Here is a 20,250-nt window from a genome sequence, read left to right as displayed (position 1 = left end):
CTTCCCTTCGATACAATGGGACAAAAGGAGGGAGGGCATCATGTCCCATATTATGACCGTCCTGGGCCCCATCGAACCGCAGGATCTGGGCTTTTGCCAAAGTCACGAGCATCTTTGCCTGCTGCCTGGCTGGTGCCGCGCCCAAAATCCCGCCCACTGCATGGAGGACCGGGAGCTGAGCGCCCGGGAGCTGCTGGATTTTTACGCCCTGGGCGGACGGGCCGCCGTGGACGCCCAGCCAGCGGGCTGCGGCCGGGACGGAGATTTTTTGGCCGAAATCTCCCGCAAAAGCCGGGTCCATCTCATTGCCTCCACCGGCTTCCACAAGCTGTGCTTCTACCCGCCCGACCACTGGGTCACCCAATGGGAAGAAACTGACCTGGCCCGGCTGTGGCAGTCCGAGCTTTCAGAGGGCATGTACGCCCCCTGCGACACCGCCCCGCCCAGCCGCCGGACCGGCGTAAAGGCGGGACAGATCAAAGCCGCCGTGGACCGGGAGGGGCTGACCGGGCGTTATCAGCGCCTGTTCCGGGCGGCAGCCGCGGCCCAAAGGGCCACCGGTGCGCCGCTGATGGTCCACATCGAAGCCGCCGGTCAGGCGGTAAAAGCGGCGGATTTTCTGGAAGGGCTGGGCGTCCCGCCCCGGCGGGTGATCTTATGTCACCTGGACCGGGCGGAGCCGGATCTTGCCGCCCACATCTCCCTGTGCCGCCGGGGCTATGCCCTGGAATATGACACCGTGGCCCGCTACCAGTTCCACGACGACCATCACGAGGCGGCGCTGGTGCGCTCCCTGCTGGAGGCGGGCTGCGCCTCCTCCCTCCTCATGGGGATGGACACCACCCGGGTCCGCCTGTGGCATTACGGCGGACCAGTGGGACTTTGCTACTTTTTTACCGATTTCCTCCCCCGGCTCCGCCGCCTGGGGGTGGAGGAATCCACCTTGCGGCAGATCTTTGTGGAAAATCCCGCCCGGCGCTTTGCCATGGGCTGACGTCCTTCTTTCCAGCCCGGTCAAAAAGGACCTCCGCTCCCCTTCCATGGGGAACGGAGGTCCTTGCGTTACTCTTCGTTGGCAAAAATCAGCTGATAACCCTCCGGCGTGCGGTCGTAGACCTTGTCCAGGTCCTCGTCGGCCATGGTGTCGGCGTCAAAGGGCACGGCAAAGCGCACGCAGGTGCCGCAGGAGGCGGACAGCTTGCGGGGGACCGGCATCATGGCGCTCTCGGCCCCCATCCGCTGGAGGCGGCGGTGGAAATTCAGCGCCCCAAAGTGGGTGTGAAAGGTGGCGATCTGTTCCATCTTACTTGGTGATGGTCAGTTCGTAATCCTCACCCACGCTTTTGCAGTCCACCTGGTAGCCGGCATTGGTGGCAAAGCGGGTGATGTTCTGCACCGGCGTCATGCTGTCCACCAACACCTGGAGGGGCAGGCCCTTTTTCAGGGCGTTTTTGGTCATGAGGACCGGTTCGGGGCAGGAGTAGCCCCGGGCGTCGATCTGGTTCATATTTTCTTACTTCCTTTCCCGTCAGGCTTTTTGCGATTTCAGGTTGGCCCCGCCGATGGCGGCGGTGACCACCAGACAGAGGATGACGGCGATGCGTCCGGCGGCGGTGGTGCCGTCGGCGGAGGAGGCCAGGCCGAAGTTATGACAGAACGCCGCGCCCACGATCATGCCGATGACCGCCACGGCGGAGTCGCTGCTGCCGCTGCCGGCCAGAATCAGCTGCCGCAGAGGGCAGCCGCCCAGCAGCACCGAGGCCAGGCCCACCAGCAGCATCCCCAAAAAGTTCCACAGTCCGTCGGTATGGGCCACCGCCTGGCCTTCAAAGCTGAAGTTGACCGGGTTGCCCAGAATCAGGTTGCCCACCAGCACCGCCACCAGAATGGCCACAAAGCCCAGCAGCAGGTGGAAATCCCGGAACAGGATGGCGTCCCGGATGCCGCCCACCATACAAAGGCGGGTCTTTTGGGCCAGCGCGCCCACCACCAGGCCCGCAATCAGCGCCGCCGCGACGGGCGCCGCCATGGAGCCGGGTCCCTCCGTGGAGAAAAACAGGAAAGCGGGGGCCGCCAGCAGCAGCACCAGCAGACCCACCATCATCACCGGCAGAAGAAGGCCCTCGGCCACCGGCTGGGGATTGGACTTTTTGAGGGTAAAGCCCCCCTTCAAAAAGAGGGTGCCGCAGAAAATGCCGGCAGCAAAGCCCACCAGACCCACCACAGCGTTGAGATCGCCGCCGCCGATGCGCAGCACCATGCGCAGGGGGCAACCCAAAAACATCAGCGCGCCCACCATCACGCAGAAGCCCAGAGTAAACCGGGCCATGGGGGACGAGCCGCCCCGGACGTTGAATTCCTTCTCCGCCAGGGCCATCACCATAGCGCCCAGCACCAGACCGATGATCTCAGGCCGGATGTACTGCACCACGGCCGCCCGGTGGAGTCCCACCGCGCCGGCGATGTCCCGCAAAAAGCAGGCGATGCAAAAGCCCATGTTCACCGGGTTGCCCAAAAAGGCCAGTACCGCCGCGATGACGCCCACCACGAGGCCCGCGGCGATGATGAAGCCATGCTGTTTGAGTTTTCCCATATCTCTTCCTCCCTTGCCCCGCCTCACACCGGGCGGAGCGTATTCTCTTTTCAAGTATAACCGATTTGGATTGGGATTGGAAATATGAAACATCGATGTTTTCGGCCCTGTCTTATAGAAAAATCCGATATGCGCTCCTCCGGATTGACACCGTTCCTCCCAAGCGCTATACTGACCTCTGTTGAAAAAAAAGCGGCGTCCGGCGCAAAAAAGGACCTGCCTTTTGTCCGGCAGGTCCCTTTTCTCCTTATCCGTGGCGGCGCACCCGTACCGCCGCCTCTCCCCGGGGCCGGACGCAGCCCACGGCCGCTCCGGAGACGCCCCGGTCCCGCAGCCGGTCCAGCAGCGCCGCCGCCCGGTCCTCCGGCACCGCGATGAGCAGGCCGCCGGCGGTCTGGGGGTCGTAGAGCACGTCGGACCGCTCCAGGGGGATGCCCTCGTCCAGCAGCACCGCCCCCTTCAGATAGCCCATGTTGTTGTACGCGCCGCCGGGGATGATGCCCTCCCGGGCCAGCTCCAGGGCCTTGGGCGCCACCGGCACCCGGTCCGCCCACAGTTCCGCCGTCACGCCGCTGCCGTCGGCCAGCTCCCGGACGTGGCCCAGCAGGCCAAAGCCGGTGATGTCCGTACAGGCGTTGGGCTTCAGGGGCATCATGGCCTCATAGGCCCAGCGGTTCAGGGTGGTCATGATGTCCACCATCTGCCGGTGCTCCTCCGGCGTCAGCAGTCCCGCCTTGGCGGCGGTGGACAAAATGCCGGTGCCCAGAGGCTTTGTGAGGATCAGCACGTCTCCCACCTGAGCGCCGCTGTTGGTCAAAATCTCCTCCGGATGGGCAAAGCCCATGACGCACAGGCCGTATTTGGGCTCCTGGTCCTCGATGCTGTGCCCGCCGGCGATGACCGCGCCGGCCTCGGTGACCTTGCTCTGTCCGCCGGCCAGGATGGCCTGTACCACCTGGAGGTCCAGACACCGGGGGAAGGTCAGCAGATTCATGGCCAGTCTGGGCGCGCCGCCCATGGCCCACACGTCGGAGAGGGCGTTGGCGGCGGCGATCTGGCCGAATTGATAGGGGTCGTCCACCACGGGCGGGAAGAAGTCCACGGTGGAGATGAGGGCGGTGGTCTCGTTGACACGATAGACCGCCGCGTCGTCGCTGGAGCCAAAGCCCACCATAAGGGCTGGGTCTGACATGGCGGGAAGGCCCTCCAGCAGTTTGCTCAGGACACCCGGTCCTATTTTTGCCCCTCAGCCGCCGGCCGAGGTCATCCGTGTGAGCGGGATCTGTTCCGGTCCGTTGACCATGGTCGCCACCTCCTTTTTTATTCCTGCCTTTATTGTACCCTTCCCGCGGCCGGCGCGCAATGGGATTCCACCAGAAAGGAGGGCTGCCCGGTGCAGCTCAAACAATTGGAAGTCTTTGTGCAGGTGGCCCGCCTGCGCAGCTTTTCCCGGGCGGCGGACGCCCTCTATCTGACCCAGCCCACCATCAGCGCCCACATCGCCGCCCTGGAGCACGAACTGGACGCCCAGCTGGTGCTGCGCACCTCCAGAGGGGTCCAGCTCACCGCCGCCGGGCAGGCGTTGCTCCACTACGCCGTCCAGATCATCGGTCTCATGGGCAAGGCCGAAGAGGCGGTCCACGCCGCCGGCGCCTCCCTCCAGGGCACCCTGACCATCGCCGCCTCCACGGTCCCCTCCCAGTATCTCCTGCCCCGGGTGCTGGCCAGGCTCTCCCAGCGCTGGCCCCAGGTCCATTTTCAGATCAGCCAGGGGGACAGCGGCGAAGCCGCCCGGCGGGTGGCGGAGCATGAGGCGGAATTGGGGGTCATCGGCGCGCCGGTACGCCGGGCGGGCTGTGAGTGCATCCCCTGCGGCAGCGAGCGGCTGGTACTGGTGACGCCGGATCAGCCCTGTTACCGGGACCTGCACGGGGTTTTTCCCCCGGAGCTGCTGAAGCGCACCCCCTTCCTGGTGCGGGAGCCCGGCTCCGGCACCAGGCGGCAGAGCGAGACCTTTTTGCGCAGCGTGGGGGTGGACCCCCGCTCCCTCCATGTGTCCGCCCAGCTCCAGAGCACCGAGGCCATTTTGCAGGGGGTGCGCCACGGCCTGGGCATCGCCATGGTCTCCGGTCTGGCCGCCGCCCAGTGGGCCTGCGCCGGCCAGGTGCTGACCTTTTACGGCCAGGATGAAAACCCCCTCCTGACCCGCCAATTTTATCTCTTTTACCGCCGGGGCTGTCCCCTCTCCCCCGCCGCCGAGCAGCTCCGCCGGGAATTGCCCCACCTGCTCCGGGAGCTTTTGTCCTGAGGGGGTACTATCTTCCCCTTGTCCCTCATATACTGCCCCATCTTTACCGAGGAGTGTGGCAGTATGGAAACTGGCTGGAATGAAAACCGGGCGCTGCTCCGTGGCGTGGCAGCCGCGCCGCCGGCGCTCTCCCACGAAAACCACGGCGTCTCCTATTTTCTCTTTCCCCTGACGGTGCGCCGTCTCTCCGGCAACGAGGACCGGCTCAATGTGGTGGTCTCCGAGCCGCTGCTCCGCCGCCTTCCCATCCAACCGGGGGACCCGGTGGAGGTGGAAGGGGAGGTCCGGTCCTTCAACAACCGCAGCGGACAGGGCAGCCGCCTGGTGATTACCCTCTATGCCCGTTCCCTCTCCCCTGCCCCCCATCAGCCCCACTGCAATACCCTGACCCTGGCCGGCAGCCTGTGCAAGCCGCCGGTCTACCGCCGCACCCCCATGGGGCGGGAGATCTGCGACCTGCTGCTGGCCGTCAACCGCCGCTACGGCCGGGCGGACTACTTACCCTGCATCGCCTGGGGAGCCTTGGCCCGGCAGTGCGCCTCCCTCCAGGTGGGGAACGGACTCAAGCTGGACGGGCGTCTCCAGAGCAGGGCCTACACCAAGGTGGACCAGACTGGCAGCCAGCGCCGCACCGCCTATGAGATCTCGGTGATGGCCCTCTCCCCCGCCGGTCCCAGCCAAATCTAAAACTTGCGCCGCCCCTCTTGACAGGGGCGGTCTTTTGTGTGTATACTGTATATGCTGAGTATACACAGTAATAACAGAGGTGCATCTCATGGACATCATCATCAGCAATACCGGCGCTGTGCCCATTTACGAGCAGATCACCCGGCAGATCAAGGGCCTGATCCTCCGGGGGGAGCTGCGGGAGGGGGAGGCCCTGCCCTCCATGCGCACGCTGGCCCGGGACCTGCATATTTCCCTCATCACCACCAAACGGGCTTACGAGGAGCTGGAACGGGAGGGCTTTGTGGCCACCGTACCGGGAAAGGGCTGCTTTGTGGCCCCCCGCAATCTGGAGCTGGCCCGGGAATCCCTCATGACACAGATTGAGGAATCCCTCTCCCAGGCGGTGCGCCTGGCCCGCTCCGGGGGCGTCTCCCTCTCCGAGCTGAACGAAAGCCTGCGGATCTTATATCAGGAGGAACCATTATGACAGCCCATACGGTCCTGTCCGTGTCCGGTCTGGACAAGCAATATAGCGCCTTTTCCCTGTCCGATGTGTCTTTCACCGTGCCCGGCGGCACTCTGGTTGGGCTTATCGGCGAAAACGGCGCGGGAAAATCCACCACCATCAAGAGCATCCTGGGCCTGGTCCGCCGGGACGGCGGAGAAATCACCATCCTGGACCATCCCGCCGGCGACCCCGCCGCCCTGGCCGACATCGGCTATGTCCCCGACGAATGCCCCTTCCACGACCTCTTCCACCCCCTCCAGGTGGGCAAGATCCTCTCCGGCATCTATTCCAACTGGGACCAGGAGTTATACCGCTCCTATCTGGACAAGTTCGGTCTGCCGGAAAAAGCTCTGCTGAAAACCTTCTCCCGGGGCATGAAAATGAAGCTTTCCATTGCCGCGGCCCTATCCCACCATCCCCGGCTGCTGCTGCTGGACGAGGCCACCAGCGGCCTGGACCCGGTGGTGCGGGAGGAGATTCTGGACGAGTTTCTGGCCTTTCTCTCTGACGAGGACCACGGCGTCCTCCTCTCCACCCACATCACCAGCGACCTGGAGCGGGCGGCGGACTATGTGGTCTATCTCCACAGGGGCAGAGTGGTCCTCAACGGAGAAAAGGACGTGATTTTGGAGCAGTACGGCAAGCTCGTCTGCTCGGCCGCCGACCTGGAGCGGGTGGACCCGGGCCTGCTGGGCGGCGTGCGCCGGGGCCGGTTCGCCTGTGAGGCCCTGGTCAAGGACCGTACCGCCTTCCGGCGCTTTTACCCGGAGCTCACGGTGGACCGGGTCTCTCTGGAGGACATCATGGTCTTTACCGGAAAGGAGGACATACAATGACGGGCTTTTTCAAAAAAGAGTGGTATTTGATCGCAAAACAGCTGCGCTTTTGGGTGTTCTTCCTGCTGATTTACAGCGCTTTGTCCACAACGGGGATCTGGGGCGGCAGCATGATGGCGGCCATGATCTGCGTGATCCTCTTCAGCGCCCCCATGAGTCTCTTCAGTCAGGACCGCATGTCCCACTGGGACGCCTTCTCCGCCGCCCTGCCCGACGGACGGCGGAGCGCAGTACGGGCCCGCTATCTCTTCACCCTGCTTCTGTCGGTCTGCTGCGTCCTGTTTGCCGCGGCGGTCAGCGGGCTGCTCTACGCCTTCGGGCTGGGCACGGACACCGGTTTGGCCGAATTGCTGGTGAGCGGCAGCGCCAGCGTGGCGCTGTGCCTTTTCTTCACCGCCGTTTTGCTGCCGCTGCTCTATCGCTTCGGGCCGGAAAAGGCCCGGTTCATCATCATCCTGATCTACCTGATTCTTTTGGGGCTTGTGGTTGGTTTTTTCTCCCTTATCCCCGAGGCGGTAATTGATGATATCGGAAAGAATCTCCATTCTCTTCTGCCGCTCCTGGCTCTGCTGCTTTTGGCGTCCCTTTACGGCTCCTACCGGCTGTCGCTGTCCATTGTCCGCAGGCAGGAATTTTGAAATTCTCACCTTTTTTCCTAAAACCATGCAATTATGTCATTGCCTAACCTGTTTTTTTCTGCTATACTGTTTCATGGTGTTTTTTTCCTGGAGGAGCGCCGACAGTTTTCTTTTGGAGAGGAGATTTTTTATGTCAAACCTTTTGGACAACCTCGTCTCCCAAATGGGTGGGCGAACATTACAGATCTTTGCTATGGTTGTCTTTGTCGTGGAGCTGCTGGCCTGTCTGGTGGCCGCCCTGGCCACGCTGGCTCTGGACCCGACCTATTCCCTGCTGTTCCTCATTGCCGGCCCTCTGGTCATTTTTTTCCTCAACGCGCCCATCTATGTTTTGGGAGGGATGGGAAACCGCCGCAAAGAGGCGGTTCTTGTGACCCACCAAGAAAACACGTAATCCCAACCCAAAATATCCCCCGGTCGCTGCGGACCGGGGGATATTGCTGTCTCAGGCTTCCGCCACGTCAAAAACGTCCCCCGGTCATCACTGACCGGGGGACGCCCTGTTCCTTGGAAGAAAATTAGCCGAAGTAGCGCTTCAGCAGACCCTCAAAGGCCTTGCCGTGGCGGGCGCTTCCCCATGGGATCAGTCCCATGGGGACCCCGCTGATTTTATCTGCTCGGGCGGAATAAATCCGCCCGGCATCGAGGTTTTGGCTCTGCCAAAACACTCGGTGACGAGGCCCGCCACGGTAAAAACGTCCCCCGGTCATCGCAGACCGGGGGACGTCCTGTTTCGTAAAGGAGGATTAGCCGAAGTAGCGCTTCAGCAGGCCCTCGAACGCCTTGCCGTGGCGGGCCTCGTCGCGAGCCATCTCGTGCACGGTGTCGTGGATGGCGTCCAGGCCGTTCTTCTTGGCGCAGGCGGCCAGCTCGAACTTACCGTTGGTGGCGCCGTACTCGCAGTCCACACGCCAGGCCAGGTTGGCCTTGGTGGAAGCCTTCATGTTGGCCTCCAGGTCCTCGCCCAGGAGCTCGGCGAACTTGGAAGCGTGCTCAGCCTCCTCAAAGGCGGCCTTCTCCCAGTACAGGCCGATCTCGGGGTAACCCTCGCGGTGGGCGATGCGGGCCATGCACAGGTACATACCCACCTCGGCGCACTCGCCGTTGAAGTTGGCCATCAGCTGGTCGAAGATGTACTTCTTGTCCTCGTCGCTGATGTCGGGGTTGCTCTTCACGGTCTTGGCGTAGATGCCGTACTCGTGCTCGGCAGCCAGCTTGACCTCGCCGACCTGCTCCACAAACTTGTCCTTGCCGGCCTTACAGATGGGGCAGACCTCGGGGGCCTCGGCGCCTTCGTACACATAACCACAAACGGTGCAGACGAACTTCTTCATGTTTTGTTTCCTCCTGATTTTTATTTTGTTCCAAACATCATAGCTAATCCAGTTGTTCCAGAAGCGCTAATCAGTAATGATTCTCGTTTCTGTTAATAGAATAGCACACCGCTCTCCGTTCGTCAAGTGTTTTTTCGGTTTCGGGCAAATTTTTTTGAGGAAACATGTGACCAATTTTCGCCAGGCACGCGGAGCGGGAATAGAGCAGGTTCAGGGCCTCCAGAAGCCCGTTGGCCGTGAGGTGCTCGGGCAGATCCAGCGCTTTTTGGAGCTGCCGCCGCCGCTGGGCGGCGTCCGGCCCGCCGGTCAGCCCGAAGGCGAACAGGTCCGCCTTGGTGATGGGCGGCTCCTGGGTGCGCTCCTCCCCTTCTTCCTCTATAAAGGTCGCGCCCGCCCGGCGCAGGGCCTGCTCCAGTACCGCGGGGCGCATCCCCTCTACTCCCAGCTTGCCCTCCTTGCCCGGCCGGCGCTTGCGCCGCTCCTTGCCCGCCAGGTCGGGAATATAGGCGTGCTTCACCTGCCGGGGCGGCAGGATGCCCTTCAGGTGGTTCCGGATGAGGAAGCCGGCCCCGTCCGAGTCGGTGAGGACAATCACCCCCCGCTCCGCCGCCAGGCGGCGCAGAAAGGCCGCCTTTTCCCCGTCCTTGAAGATGGCGAAGCCGTTGGTCTCGATGATGACCGTATCCACCAGCTGAGAGAGGGTGTTTTTGTCGTACCGTCCCTCCACCACAATCACTTCTTTGATGCGATACATCCGCGCCCCTCCTTTATGCCGACTGCTTGACCGCCAGCTCCAGCAGCAGGGAGGTGAGCAGTCCCTCCCCGTCCGCCGCGGTGGATTTCATGGCCAGGTCTACCTCCCCGCAGCGGATCACCGCCCACCGGCACCAGGACAGGGAGAACCGCCGGGCGGCGGCCAGGAGCTTTTCCGCCGGATAGGAGTTGCGCATCCCCCACAGCTCCATAAGGTAGGCGGTGTTCTTCCGGTGCTCGATGGCCAGGCGGGCGGAGTAGAGCTGCCGCAGCTGCTTGCCCAGCACCGCCAGGAGCTTGATGGGAGCCTCCTGCATGTGGAGCAGATCGCCCAGCACCAGAGCTGCCCGGTCAAAGTCGCCGGCGGCGATGGCGTCGGTCATCTGAAAGACCACCGCGTCCAGCTGGGGCGTGGCCACGGCGTCGATGTCCGCCCGGGTGACCCGGTGGCCCTTGGCATAGGCGCCGATCTTGCCGATCTCCGAAATCAGGCCGTTCATCAGGTCGCCGCAGAGAAACATCAGGTATTTGGCGTCCTCGGTGCCGATGTCGTGGTCCAACGCCCGAAACCGGCGGGAGATCCAGTCCACCAGGTCGTCCTGCCCCTGGCGGTTGAAGGGCACCACCTGTCCCTTGGCCTTGATGGCGGCGGCCAGCTTGGTGCGGGCGTCGGCCTTATAGGCGATGAGATCGTAGATAAACACAAGGCACACATAGTCGGGCAGATCCCCCAGAAAACGGACCAGTCCCTCCTTGTCTCCCTTATATAAATCGTAGTCGTTGACCACCACCATGGTCCGCTGGCTCATCATAGGCAGGGAGTCCACCATATCCTGTAAGCGGCGCAGGTCAAACTCCTTGCCCGCCATGGTGTGGAAATTGAACGCCTCCATTCCGGGCGGCAGGAGCTTTTTCTTCATCTCTCCCAGGTAAAAATCCCGCAAATAGGCTTCTTCTCCATGGAAAATATATAAATTCCCCAGGTTTCCGGCGGAAATATCCTTCCTGAGCTGCCGGTAGGCCGCGTCGTCGGCTTTTTTCTTGGGCGGCATGGGGTCCTCTCCTTTCTTTGGTTCAGCGGATGGGAAAGCGGATCGTCCCCATCTGGTCGGTGCGGCAGACGGTACAGCCCTGGGCGGACAGCCGTTCCAGCGTCTCGCCGGCGGGTTGGCCGTAGCTGTTGGTTCCAACGGAAATGACGGCGTATACGGGGTCAACGGTGTCCAGCAGCAACTGGGAGGTGGAATAGCGGGAGCCATGGTGCCCCGCCACCAGCACGGTGACGGCGGGCAGGTTTCCGTATTTGACCAGCCGCTTTTCGATGTCCGCCCCCATATCGCCGGTGACGAGGGCGGTAAACTGCCGGAAGGAGGCCACCACCGAAAGGCCCTCCTCATTGCTCTCCCCCGCGCCCAGCGGTCCGCAGCAAAAGAGGGTCAGTTCGTCCAGCGCGATGCGGCCGTTCTCCGAAAGCAGCACCACCTCACAGCCGGCCTCCTCCGCCAGAGCCAGCAGTGCCTGACGGCTGGCGCTCTCCGGCTCCACGTCGGGCGCCACCAGGGTGCCCACCCTCATCCGTTCCAGGAGCCGGGCCACCCCGTTGGTGTGGTCGGCGTGGTAGTGGGTGAGAATCAGTACATCCAGATACGGATATCCGGCGCTTTGGAAGTAATTGGCCGCCACGTCTCCGGCGGAGACGGAGCCGCTGCCGCCGCAGTCGATGAGCACCGTCCGGTCCCGGGCGCAGAGGGCCACGCTCTGCCCCTGCCCCACGTCCAGCACCGCCAGCACGCCGGGCAGCAGCCGGGTCTCGGCGGCGGTACACACCAGGGAGAGGCACAAAAGACACACCAGGGCGCAGCCCGGCAGCACCGGCCGAACACCCTCCCGGCCCTTTTTCCACACCAGCGCCAGAACGCCCACGGCATAGAGGGCCCCCAGCCACAGCCAGAGATAGATCCCTTTCATCTCCACGGCGCTCCAGGGAAAGCGCCCGATGGTCCGGGTGATCCACAGTACATAGCGGGCCAGGCCCTCCGCCGGCAGGGCCAGCGCCTGCCCGACAGGCGGGAGCAGCGCCCCCACCGCCAGCGCGGCTGCCGCCAGCTGGAAGAGGAGCGCCACGGCCCACAAAAGCAGCAGATTGGTCAGCGGGGAGGCCAGCGACAGGGTGCCGAAATAATAAATGGTAAGGGGGGTGGTAAACGCCAGCGCTCCGACGGTGGCGGCGACGGAGGCCAGGACAAACCGGGCCCCGGCGGTGAGGCCCTTCCGCCGCCAGCCGTCGGGACGGCGGGGCAGCTTTTTGGTCCAGCGCCGCATCAGAGGGTCGGTCAGCAGGTAGATCCCCGCCACGGCGGCAAAGGAGAGCTGAAGCCCCACATGGCCGGCGGCGTAGGGATTGGCCAGGAGGAGCAGGGTGAGGGCGGTAGTCAGAGCGGTGGGGCGGTCCACCTCTCGTCCCAGCAGCGGAGCCAGCAGCACAAAACCCTGCAAAAAGACCGCCCGCAGCACCGACGGCGTACCTCCCGCCACGGCGGCAAAGACGGCCAGCACCGGCAGGGAGACCGCCGCCGTCCACCAGCGCCGCTTGCCCAAAAGGGCGGAGAGCAGACCGGTGAGGAAGGAGACGTGGAGCCCCGACACCACCAGCACATGGGCGGCCCCCGCCCGCTGAAAGTCGCTGTATACGCCGTCCGGAAGGCCGGACCGGTTCCCCGTAAAGAGGGCGGTGATCACCGGCGCGGTTTCGGCGGAAAAGCGATCCGCAATGGCGGTCTCCACCTGACGGGCCCACCAGCGGGGCAGCTGAGCCAGGGGGACCGTCTCGGGATGGTCTACCGTCCCCTCCCCCTTCAGGTTCAGGGTGAGCAGCACCCCTTGGGCGTAATAATAGCCGCTTTTCTCTCCGCCCGCCTCATCGGCCAGGGACAGGGCAAAGGTCCCGCTCAGCCGGTCCCCCGGCGTCAGCTCCGGCCCCTCCGGATCGGTGTAGAGCAGTCCGCCCAGCCGCCGGCCCGCCGCGTCCAGCGACACACCCACCCGGTAACCGTAGCTGCTCTCCTCCGGCCAGCCGGTGACCGTCACGGTATAAATTCCCTCTTGCCCGTCCAGCAGCCGGGCGGGCAGAAGAAAGAGGGCCTGATAGCCCGCCGTCCACAAAAAGGCAGCCCCCATACCGGCGGCGGCCAGAGTCAGACGGAGGGCCCACAGACCCTCCAGACGCCGGAGCATCAGGGCGGCCACGAGCAGGCCGCAGCCCGCAAAAACAAGGCAGCCCTCGGGCAGCAAAGTCACCGCCAGCCACACCGCTCCGCAGAAGGGCAGGGCAGCGGCGCAGAGCTTACGCACCCGGCTGGTCCTGCCCCCCGTTGTCCGCCAGACGCAGGTCGGCGTCGGTGAGGGCCATCAGCTCCTCCCGGCTGGGGGCATCCAGCGCCGCCACCCGGTCGGCCTGGCGGGCGATGGCCCGCTCAAAGAGGTTGCGCACATCCCGGGCATTGCCGAAATTCTCGTCCCGCTCCTCGTAGAGCTCCTTGAGGTGGTTTTCCGCCCAGGCGTCGGCCTCGGGGGTCAGGGTATAGCCGTTCTTTTCGCACATGGAGCGGAGAATGGCCAGCAGCTCGCCGCCGTCGTAGTCGTCGAAATAAAAATACTTGTTGAACCGGCTTTCCAGACCGGGGTTGGAGTGCAGAAACTTCTCCATGGGGCCGGTATAGCCCGCCACAATGACGATCAGGTCCTTTCGGTGGTCCTCCATCCCCTTGAGGAGCACCTCCACCGCCTCCCGGCCGAAGTCGTTGGCGTTGTCGCTCCCCGCCAGAGCGTAGGCCTCGTCGATGAAGAGGACGCCCCCCAGGGCCTTCTGGACGGCCTCGCCGGTCTTGATGGCGGTCTGTCCCACAAAGCCGGCCACCAGGCCCGACCGGTCCACCTCCACCAGCTGCCCCTTGGGCAGGACCCCCATGGCGTGGTAAATACCGGCCAGCAGCCGGGCCACGGTGGTCTTGCCGGTGCCCGGGTTGCCCAAAAATACCAGGTGGAGGCTCATGGGCGGGGTGGGAAGCCCCTGCTCCTCCCGCAGGCGGCGCACCTTGATGAGATTGACCAGGCTTTTCACGTCCTCCTTCACCTTCCGGAGGCCGCACAGGCTGTCCAGCTGGGCCATCAGCTCCTCCAGGGTGGGCTCCGGCTTGCTTTCTTCTTTGGCCGCCTCCCCCGCCGCCGGTTGGGCCGCTTCAGGACGGGCCGCCGGTTCCTCCGGCCTGCGGGTGATGAACTCCCGGGGGGAGACCGGCGCGGAGGTCCTTTCCTTTAAGCCGTCCCGGTCGCAGAGGGCCGTGAGGGCGTTGGCGCAGGACTCGGCAAAGCCGGCCTCGGCCTCGCTGACCACGTCGTCCACCGCCGCGAAGAGCAGGATGTTGAGCACGGTCAGGTCGATGAATTTGCGGGAAAGGCCGCTGCCCGCCACCCGGTCGCAGGCCCGCATCCGGGCAAAAAAGTCGGGAGGCTGAAAGCCAGGGTAGCCGCTCACGGCGGAGGACAGCTCCCAGAAGAGGATAGAGGGCACCGGATTGCCCCGGGTATAGACGGCGTTATAATATTCCACATGGCGGGGACTCACCGTGCCGCCGTCCCGCTGCCAGGCCCCCAGGGCGCAGGCCCGGAAAAAAATGTCGGCCTCCCGGGAAAACCGCTCCCGCAAAGCCGCGTCCGGAATCTGCCGCCGGAAGGCGGAGAGCCCCTCCTCATACTGCTTGTGGACCGCCGCCGCGGTGATGGAACCTTTCATCGGAACCACTCCCATCTTTCGTCTTTTTGACGCCAATTTCCTGGCTCTGATTATAGCCGAAATCCCCCCTCCTTGCAAGGGAAAGGGTTTCCGCCGTTGTGGAGGTTTGGGCGGAAAAATCCGTTTTCGCCGTTGACAACGGTGGAATTTGTGATAGAATAAAGCAGTTCCAAGGCGATGACGAGACCAGCGGCGGCACGGCCCGCAAGCGAGAGGGGGACGGTGAGAGCCCCTCGGTGTCCGTACCGGCGCAAGCCACCTCCGAGCCGCCCGCGACGAGCGGGACGATTCATCCCCGTTACCGGATGCAACGAGACGCCCTTTCCCCCAAACCGGAAAGGGATAATCAGGGTGGTACCGTGGAAGCTCCTTCCGCCCCTGGCTTTTGCCGGGGGCGTTTTTTTATGCCGACCCGGCCCGCGTCCCCTATCTTTATTATTTGGAGGTAATTCCCATGCGCAAACAGTTCGGCCTGAACGAGCTGCGCGAGATGTTTTTGGCCTTCTTTGAGACCAAGGGCCATCTCCGTCTCCCCAGCTTCTCCCTCATTCCCCAGAACGACCCCTCCCTCCTGCTCATCAACTCCGGCATGGCGCCCATGAAGCCCTTCTTTACCGGCGAGCAGGAGCCCCCCCGCCATCGGGTGTGCACCTGCCAGAAGTGTATCCGCACCGGCGACATCGAGAACATCGGCAAGACCGCCCGCCACGGCACCTATTTTGAGATGCTGGGCAACTTCTCTTTTGGCGACTACTTCAAAAAAGACGCCATCCACTGGGCCTGGGAGTTTTTGACCTCCCCCGAGTGGGTGGGCCTGGACCCCAACCGTCTCTATCCCTCCGTGTTCGCCGGCAACGATACCACCCCCGCCGACGACGAGGCCTTCCGCATCTGGAACGAGGAGATCGGCATCCCCGCCGAGCGCATCTTCAAGTTCGGCAAGGAGGACAACTTCTGGGAGCACGGCTCCGGTCCCTGCGGCCCCTGCTCCGAGATCTACTACGACCGGGGCGAGCAGTGGGGCTGCGGCAAGCCGGGCTGCACCGTGGGCTGTGACTGCGACCGCTATATCGAAGTGTGGAACGTGGTCTTTTCCCAGTTTGACAACGACGGCGAGGGCCACTACACTGAGCTCAAGCAGAAGAACATCGACACCGGCATGGGCCTGGAGCGTCTGGCCTGCGTGTGCCAGGACGTGGCCTCCCTCTTTGATGTGGACACCGTCATGAACATCACCAACAAGGTCTCCGAAATCACCCACGCCCACTACGGCGAAAGCCACAAGACCGACGTCTCCCTCCGGGTCATCACCGACCACATCCGTTCCGCCACCTTCATGATCTGTGACGGCGTGCTCCCCTCCAACGAGGGCCGGGGCTATGTGCTGCGCCGTCTGCTCCGCCGGGCCGCCCGCCACGGTAAGCTCCTGGGGGTCAACGATCCCTTCCTGTACGAAGTGTGCGATACCGTCATCCACGAGAACGAAGGGCATTATCCCGAGCTGCGGGAGCGTCAGGAGTATATCACCAAGGTCATCCGCACCGAGGAGGAGAACTTCGCCCGCACCATTGACGGCGGCATGAAGATTTTCAGCGACCTGCTCTCCGGTCACAAGGCCAAGGGCGAGACCGTCTTTTCCGGCGCCGACGCCTTCAAACTGTACGACACCTACGGCTTCCCCATCGACCTGACCATCGAGATGGTGGCCGAGCAGGGCATGACCGTGGACCAGAAGGCCTTCCAGCAGCTGATGCAGGAGCAGAAGGAACGGGCCAGGAAGGCCCGGGAGGCCCTGGGCGATCTGGGCTGGGCCGGCGTGGAGTTCGGCAAGGACGTGCCCGAGACCGAGTTTGTGGGCTATGAGAACACCTCCATCACCGGCGCCAGGGTGGTGGCCCTGGTGGTGGAAAACGAGCAGGCCGAGGAGCTGATGCCCGGCGTGGAGGGCATCGTGGTGCTGGACAGGACCCCCTTCTACGCCGAGATGGGCGGCCAGGTGGCCGACCACGGCACCATCTGCAAGAGCGGGGCGCAGGGCGCCCTCTTCCAGGTCAACGACGTGCAGAAGAACAAGGGCGGCAAGTATATGCACTACGGCAAGCTGACCGAGGGCACCCTCAAGCTGGGAGACACCGTGGCCGCCCAGATCGATGTGCCCCGGCGGAAGGCCATCATGCGGGCCCACTCCGCCACCCACCTGCTGGACAAGGCCCTGCGCACCGTGCTGGGCGACCACGTCCATCAGGCCGGCTCCCTGGTGGAGCCCGACCGGCTGCGCTTTGACTTTACCCACTTCTCCGCTATGACCGCCGAGGAACTGGGCCAGGTGTCCGCCCTGGTCAACGCCGCCGTGCTGGAGGGCTACGACATCCGCACCGATGTCCTCCCCATTGAGGAGGCCAAGCAGCGGGGCGCCATCGCCCTGTTCGGCGAGAAGTACGGCGACACCGTCCGGGTGGTGGACATGGGCAGCGGCTACTCCGTGGAGTTCTGCGGCGGCACCCATCTGGACAACACCGCCAAGGTGGGCGTGTTCCACATTGAGAGCGAGTTCTCCGTGGCCTCCGGCGTGCGCCGCATCGAGGCCACCACCGGCCTGAAGTCCCTGGAGGTCATGAACCGCAACCAGGAGCTGCTGTTCCAGGCCGCCGCCGCGCTGAAGGCCAAGCCCGGCGAGCTGCGGGAAAAGGCCGAGCAGAACATGGAAGAGCTGCGCAGCCTGCGCAACCTGGTGGAGAAGTTCAAGGCCAAGGAGGCCGCCGGTCAGGCCGACCGCTTCCTGGTGGGCGGCCACGCGGTGGGCGCGGTCAAGGTTATCACCGCCACCCTGCCCGACGCCGACGCCGCCAAGCTGCGTCAGATGGGCGACACCCTGCGGGATAAGGCCCCCAACGCCGTGGCGGTGCTGGCTACGGTCAACGGCAGCAAGATCACCTTCCTGGCCGCCTGCGGCAAGGAGGCCGTGGCCAAGGGCGTCAAGGCCGGCGACATCATCAAGCATATCACCGCCATCTGCGGAGGCAAGGGCGGCGGCAAGCCCGACTCCGCCATGGGCGGCGGCTCCGACCTGCTGAAGCTGGACGACGCCCTGGCCGCGGTGGACGACTTCGTGGCCGGTAAGCTGGGCCTGTAAGAAAAGGAGGGGGTTACGATGCTGCCCAAGGACCCGTTTATCCTGTACAGTGTGGTGAACGCCCGGCTGCGGGACACCTATGCCAGCCTGGACGCCCTGTGCGACGACCACGGCGTCACCCCTGAGGAAGTGTGCCAGGCTCTGTCCGCCATCGGTTTCACCTACGACCCCGACCTGAACCAGTTCCGTTGATTGGTTGAAATTCTGCCTGCCGCGATGGTTTTCCATTGCGGCAGGCATTTTTTCGCTTTTGCCTGACAGAAGGGCCGGAGTGTGCTATACTGATTGGCAACGGGACTGGTTCCCTGGAAAGGAGGTTTTTTCATGAGCGATTGCCTTTTCTGCAAGATCGCGGCGGGTGAGATCCCGTCCAACAAGGTCTACGAGGACGACCAGGTCTATGCCTTCTATGACATCGACCCCCAGGCGCCCACCCATTTCCTGGTGATTCCCAAGGCCCACATCGGCTCCTGCGGCGAGATCACCGCGGAAAACGCCGGCGTGGTGGCCCACGCCTTCGCGGTCATCTCCCAGGTGACCAAGGAGCTGGGCATCACCGATTTCCGGGTGGTATCCAACTGCGGCGGGCAGGCCGGACAGTCCGTCCATCACCTGCACTTCCATGTGCTGGCCGGACGGGACATGACCTGGCCGCCCGGCTAAATACTGCGTCGTAACGACACTGATACCCAGGCGGCACAGCCGCCTGGGCCTACGCTACGAACGTGCCACTGGCACGTTCGCTTCACGCTGCGGTGACCTGGCCGCCCGGCTGAGGCCATAAAAACAGCGCGGCGCCCCAATGGCAAAACCATTGGGGCGCCGGTTCCATGTCGGTCAGCGCTCGCTGGACGGCGGCGCCGGATCGGAAAAAATCAGATCGTCCACATCGCCCCGGGACGGCTCCGGCGCCTGGGGCGGCAGGCTCCCTTGCTCCATGGCGGTTCCTCCTTTCACGCTGCGGCCATGGGACGGCAAACCAGTGTATGCGCTTCCGGGTCTCAGGATGCCCAATCTTTTTTATATTTTGCTCTTGACATTTGCCGGCGGGTATGATATTCTATTTGAGCACTGAAAAGTGATCGAGAGATCGGCGATGCCGGAGTGGCGGAATTGGTAGACGCCCGGGACTTAAAATCCTGTGGGATCAACTCCCGTGCCGGTTCGATCCCGGTCTCCGGCACCATATCGCGGGATAGAGCAGTTTGGTAGCTCGTCGGGCTCATAACCCGGAGGTCGGAGGTTCAAATCCTCCTCCCGCAACCAGAAAAAACACCTGATTCGTTGAGAATCAGGTGTTTTTTGTTACTTTTCTGCTATTTTGAAAAATAGAGCGGGTCGAAGAATTCAACTTTAATTCAACTCGCCTTTCAAATTCAAGCCTTCTTCAAAAAGATGTCTGAGAGAATATCGGCGTTGCGCTGGTCGGCTTCCTCCATTACATGGGCGTAGATATTGGCCGTGGTGCTGACCTGAGCGTGTCCCAGCCGTTTGGAAATGCTCACACTGTCCACACCGTTGAAGTAGAGCATGGAGGCCATTGTGTGGCGGAAGGCATGGGCATTGATGTGCGGGAGTCCGTGGCGCTTGCTGAACTTTTTGAGATAGTCGGTCACGCTGTCCGGGTGCATGGGCTTGCCGTTATCCTGAGAGAATACAAAGTCCTGATTTTGGTAATACTCTCCCAGGCGCAGCCGCTCCCGGGCCTGCCATGCCCGATACCGCCGGAGAAGCTGCATGGTCTCAGCGGGAAGCGTGATGTACCGCCTGGAGCGCTCTGTTTTCGGTGTACTCTCATAGATACCGATATCCGGGGAATAAAGGACACTGTTACAGATATAGACCTTGTTGCCCTCAAAGTCCACCTTGTCCCATTTCAGGCCCAATACTTCCCCACGCCGTGCGCCGGTGATGAGCAGCAGGTGGACAAGCGTTTTCCATTTCATCGGCTCCGTCTCCAATGCGTCCCGGATTGCCGCCACCTGTTCCGGCTGGAAGTAGTTCACTTCCTTGTGTTCTGCCTTTGGCAGCGTGGCACGGCTGGCGACGTTGAAGGGGACAAGTCCCTCCTTTACCGCTTGTTCCAACACCGTGGAGATCAGCCGGTGATGCTCCAGAATGGTTTTGGCGGATAGGGTGCGGATGTTTTCCTCCACCTTGAACCCATTCACACCCAGAACGCTGGAAATAGCCTCTGCGGCCTCTTTGCTGATACCCTCCCCTTTTACGGCGGCATAGACCGTGCGGAGGGGGACACCGGACTGCTGGGACAGCGCCGAGCGGGTGAGCTTCTTCTTTTTCAGCAGGCCCACAAGGTCAACCTTTGCCGTGGCTTTGCTGCTGCCCTTTCCCACCCCCGGCTTGCCCAGCAGGGTATAGAGATCGTTCAGATGGTCGGCCCGCAGCTCCCGCAATTTGATGTGTCCAATCTGCGGATAAATCCGGCCTGTCAGCTCTTTGTATCTCACAATGGTGGAGTGTTTCACACCCCGCTGCTCTTTCAGTCCAATGACATAGTCACAATATGCGGCGAACTTCTGGCGGCTGTCAGTGGTGCGGTAGGTCAACACCTGGTCTACCGTCTCCTCGGTAAAACGGTGCCGGAAATTATAGCTCACTGTGGAAAAGTGGGGCGTTTCCTCCTGCAATGTATATCCCAGAAACCAGCGGTAGGCCATATTCAACC

At 63.1% G+C, this 20,250-nt stretch carries 19 protein-coding genes, 2 tRNA genes and 1 pseudogene; 12 read left to right on the top strand and 10 right to left on the bottom strand.

Annotated elements, in window-relative coordinates:
• Window positions 1-40: 40 nt before the first annotated feature.
• Window positions 41-994, top strand: a complete 954-nt coding sequence (locus H7U37_RS07550) for a phosphotriesterase family protein (RefSeq protein ID WP_204874851.1) — start codon at window positions 41-43, stop codon at window positions 992-994.
• Between the two features lie 68 nt (window positions 995-1,062).
• On the opposite strand, the gene H7U37_RS07545 is transcribed toward H7U37_RS07550, so the two are convergent.
• The 4 genes from H7U37_RS07545 to selD all read right to left on the bottom strand — a co-directional run bounded on the left by H7U37_RS07545 (window position 1,063) and on the right by selD (window position 3,896).
• A complete protein-coding gene (locus H7U37_RS07545) occupies window positions 1,063-1,302 on the bottom strand; it encodes a putative Se/S carrier protein (protein ID WP_204874850.1) in 240 nt (79 codons plus the stop codon).
• Between the two features lies 1 nt (window position 1,303).
• A complete protein-coding gene (locus tag H7U37_RS07540) occupies window positions 1,304-1,507 on the bottom strand; it encodes a sulfurtransferase TusA family protein (protein WP_204874848.1) in 204 nt (67 codons plus the stop codon).
• Window positions 1,508-1,528: 21 nt separating this feature from the next.
• Window positions 1,529-2,593, bottom strand: a complete 1,065-nt coding sequence (gene yedE, locus H7U37_RS07535; RefSeq protein ID WP_204874846.1) for a YedE family putative selenium transporter — start codon at window positions 2,591-2,593, stop codon at window positions 1,529-1,531.
• Window positions 2,594-2,840: 247 nt separating this feature from the next.
• Entirely contained in the window at window positions 2,841-3,896 is a 1,056-nt protein-coding gene (gene selD, locus H7U37_RS07530) for a selenide, water dikinase SelD (protein WP_204874844.1), read from the bottom strand.
• Between the two features lie 90 nt (window positions 3,897-3,986).
• On the opposite strand from selD, the gene H7U37_RS07525 reads away from it, so the two are divergent.
• The 6 genes from H7U37_RS07525 (at window position 3,987) to H7U37_RS07500 (ending at window position 7,946) form a co-directional block, all read left to right on the top strand.
• Window positions 3,987-4,901 (top strand): selenium metabolism-associated LysR family transcriptional regulator, encoded by a 915-nt coding sequence (locus tag H7U37_RS07525; RefSeq protein ID WP_204874842.1) that lies wholly within the window; start codon window positions 3,987-3,989, stop codon window positions 4,899-4,901.
• 63 nt (window positions 4,902-4,964) lie between these two features.
• On the top strand, window positions 4,965-5,588 hold the full coding sequence (locus tag H7U37_RS07520) for a single-stranded DNA-binding protein (RefSeq protein ID WP_204874840.1): 624 nt from the start codon (window positions 4,965-4,967) through the stop codon (window positions 5,586-5,588).
• An 88-nt stretch (window positions 5,589-5,676) separates the two neighbouring features.
• Entirely contained in the window at window positions 5,677-6,057 is a 381-nt protein-coding gene (locus tag H7U37_RS07515; RefSeq protein ID WP_204874837.1) for a GntR family transcriptional regulator, read from the top strand.
• Complete coding sequence (locus tag H7U37_RS07510; protein ID WP_204874835.1) at window positions 6,054-6,914, top strand: ABC transporter ATP-binding protein; 861 nt, start codon at window positions 6,054-6,056, stop codon at window positions 6,912-6,914. Before H7U37_RS07515 ends, H7U37_RS07510 begins: the two co-directional genes overlap by 4 nt.
• Window positions 6,911-7,552, top strand: coding sequence for an ABC-2 transporter permease (locus H7U37_RS07505; RefSeq protein WP_204874833.1), 642 nt, complete (start codon window positions 6,911-6,913; stop codon window positions 7,550-7,552). The genes H7U37_RS07510 and H7U37_RS07505 overlap by 4 nt, the downstream gene beginning before the upstream one ends.
• Before the next feature lie 130 nt (window positions 7,553-7,682).
• Entirely contained in the window at window positions 7,683-7,946 is a 264-nt protein-coding gene (locus H7U37_RS07500; RefSeq protein WP_204874832.1) for a hypothetical protein, read from the top strand.
• A 352-nt stretch (window positions 7,947-8,298) separates the two neighbouring features.
• Here the strand turns inward: H7U37_RS07500 and H7U37_RS07495 are convergent, their stop codons facing one another.
• The 5 genes from H7U37_RS07495 to H7U37_RS16035 all read right to left on the bottom strand — a co-directional run bounded on the left by H7U37_RS07495 (window position 8,299) and on the right by H7U37_RS16035 (window position 14,431).
• Window positions 8,299-8,886, bottom strand: a complete 588-nt coding sequence (locus H7U37_RS07495; protein ID WP_204874831.1) for a rubredoxin-like domain-containing protein — start codon at window positions 8,884-8,886, stop codon at window positions 8,299-8,301.
• A 70-nt stretch (window positions 8,887-8,956) separates the two neighbouring features.
• Window positions 8,957-9,640: a ribonuclease M5 gene (locus tag H7U37_RS07490; protein WP_204874830.1), complete on the bottom strand. Its 684-nt coding sequence runs from the start codon at window positions 9,638-9,640 to the stop codon at window positions 8,957-8,959.
• Window positions 9,641-9,653: 13 nt separating this feature from the next.
• Window positions 9,654-10,691 (bottom strand): DNA polymerase III subunit delta, encoded by a 1,038-nt coding sequence (gene holA, locus H7U37_RS07485; protein ID WP_204874829.1) that lies wholly within the window; start codon window positions 10,689-10,691, stop codon window positions 9,654-9,656.
• 22 nt (window positions 10,692-10,713) lie between these two features.
• Entirely contained in the window at window positions 10,714-12,990 is a 2,277-nt protein-coding gene (locus H7U37_RS07480) for a DNA internalization-related competence protein ComEC/Rec2 (RefSeq protein ID WP_204874828.1), read from the bottom strand.
• On the bottom strand, window positions 12,983-14,431 hold the full coding sequence (locus H7U37_RS16035) for an AAA family ATPase (protein ID WP_204874827.1): 1,449 nt from the start codon (window positions 14,429-14,431) through the stop codon (window positions 12,983-12,985). Before H7U37_RS16035 ends, H7U37_RS07480 begins: the two co-directional genes overlap by 8 nt.
• Window positions 14,432-14,885: 454 nt before the next feature.
• On the opposite strand from H7U37_RS16035, the gene alaS reads away from it, so the two are divergent.
• From alaS to H7U37_RS07450, 5 genes are all read left to right on the top strand, one after another.
• Entirely contained in the window at window positions 14,886-17,564 is a 2,679-nt protein-coding gene (gene alaS, locus H7U37_RS07470; RefSeq protein WP_204874826.1) for an alanine--tRNA ligase, read from the top strand.
• An 18-nt stretch (window positions 17,565-17,582) separates the two neighbouring features.
• Window positions 17,583-17,756: a DUF4250 domain-containing protein gene (locus tag H7U37_RS07465; RefSeq protein ID WP_204874825.1), complete on the top strand. Its 174-nt coding sequence runs from the start codon at window positions 17,583-17,585 to the stop codon at window positions 17,754-17,756.
• Window positions 17,757-17,888: 132 nt separating this feature from the next.
• Window positions 17,889-18,227 carry a histidine triad nucleotide-binding protein gene (locus H7U37_RS07460; RefSeq protein ID WP_204874824.1) on the top strand — a complete coding sequence of 113 codons (339 nt, stop codon included), beginning with the start codon at window positions 17,889-17,891 and terminating at the stop codon, window positions 18,225-18,227.
• Between the two features lie 435 nt (window positions 18,228-18,662).
• Window positions 18,663-18,750: transfer RNA gene (locus H7U37_RS07455), tRNA-Leu, on the top strand.
• 3 nt (window positions 18,751-18,753) lie between these two features.
• Window positions 18,754-18,830, top strand: a tRNA-Met gene (locus H7U37_RS07450).
• A gap of 227 nt (window positions 18,831-19,057) precedes the next feature.
• On the opposite strand, the pseudogene H7U37_RS16195 reads toward H7U37_RS07450, so the two are convergent.
• A pseudogene (locus H7U37_RS16195) lies at window positions 19,058-20,250 on the bottom strand (site-specific integrase); the annotation flags it as partial.

Source organism: Pseudoflavonifractor phocaeensis, from assembly GCF_016901735.1.
Taxonomy (GTDB): domain Bacteria; phylum Bacillota; class Clostridia; order Oscillospirales; family Oscillospiraceae; genus Pseudoflavonifractor_A.
The sequence above is the reverse complement of the archived record's forward strand: the minus strand, read 5'-3'. Positions and strand labels throughout refer to the sequence as shown.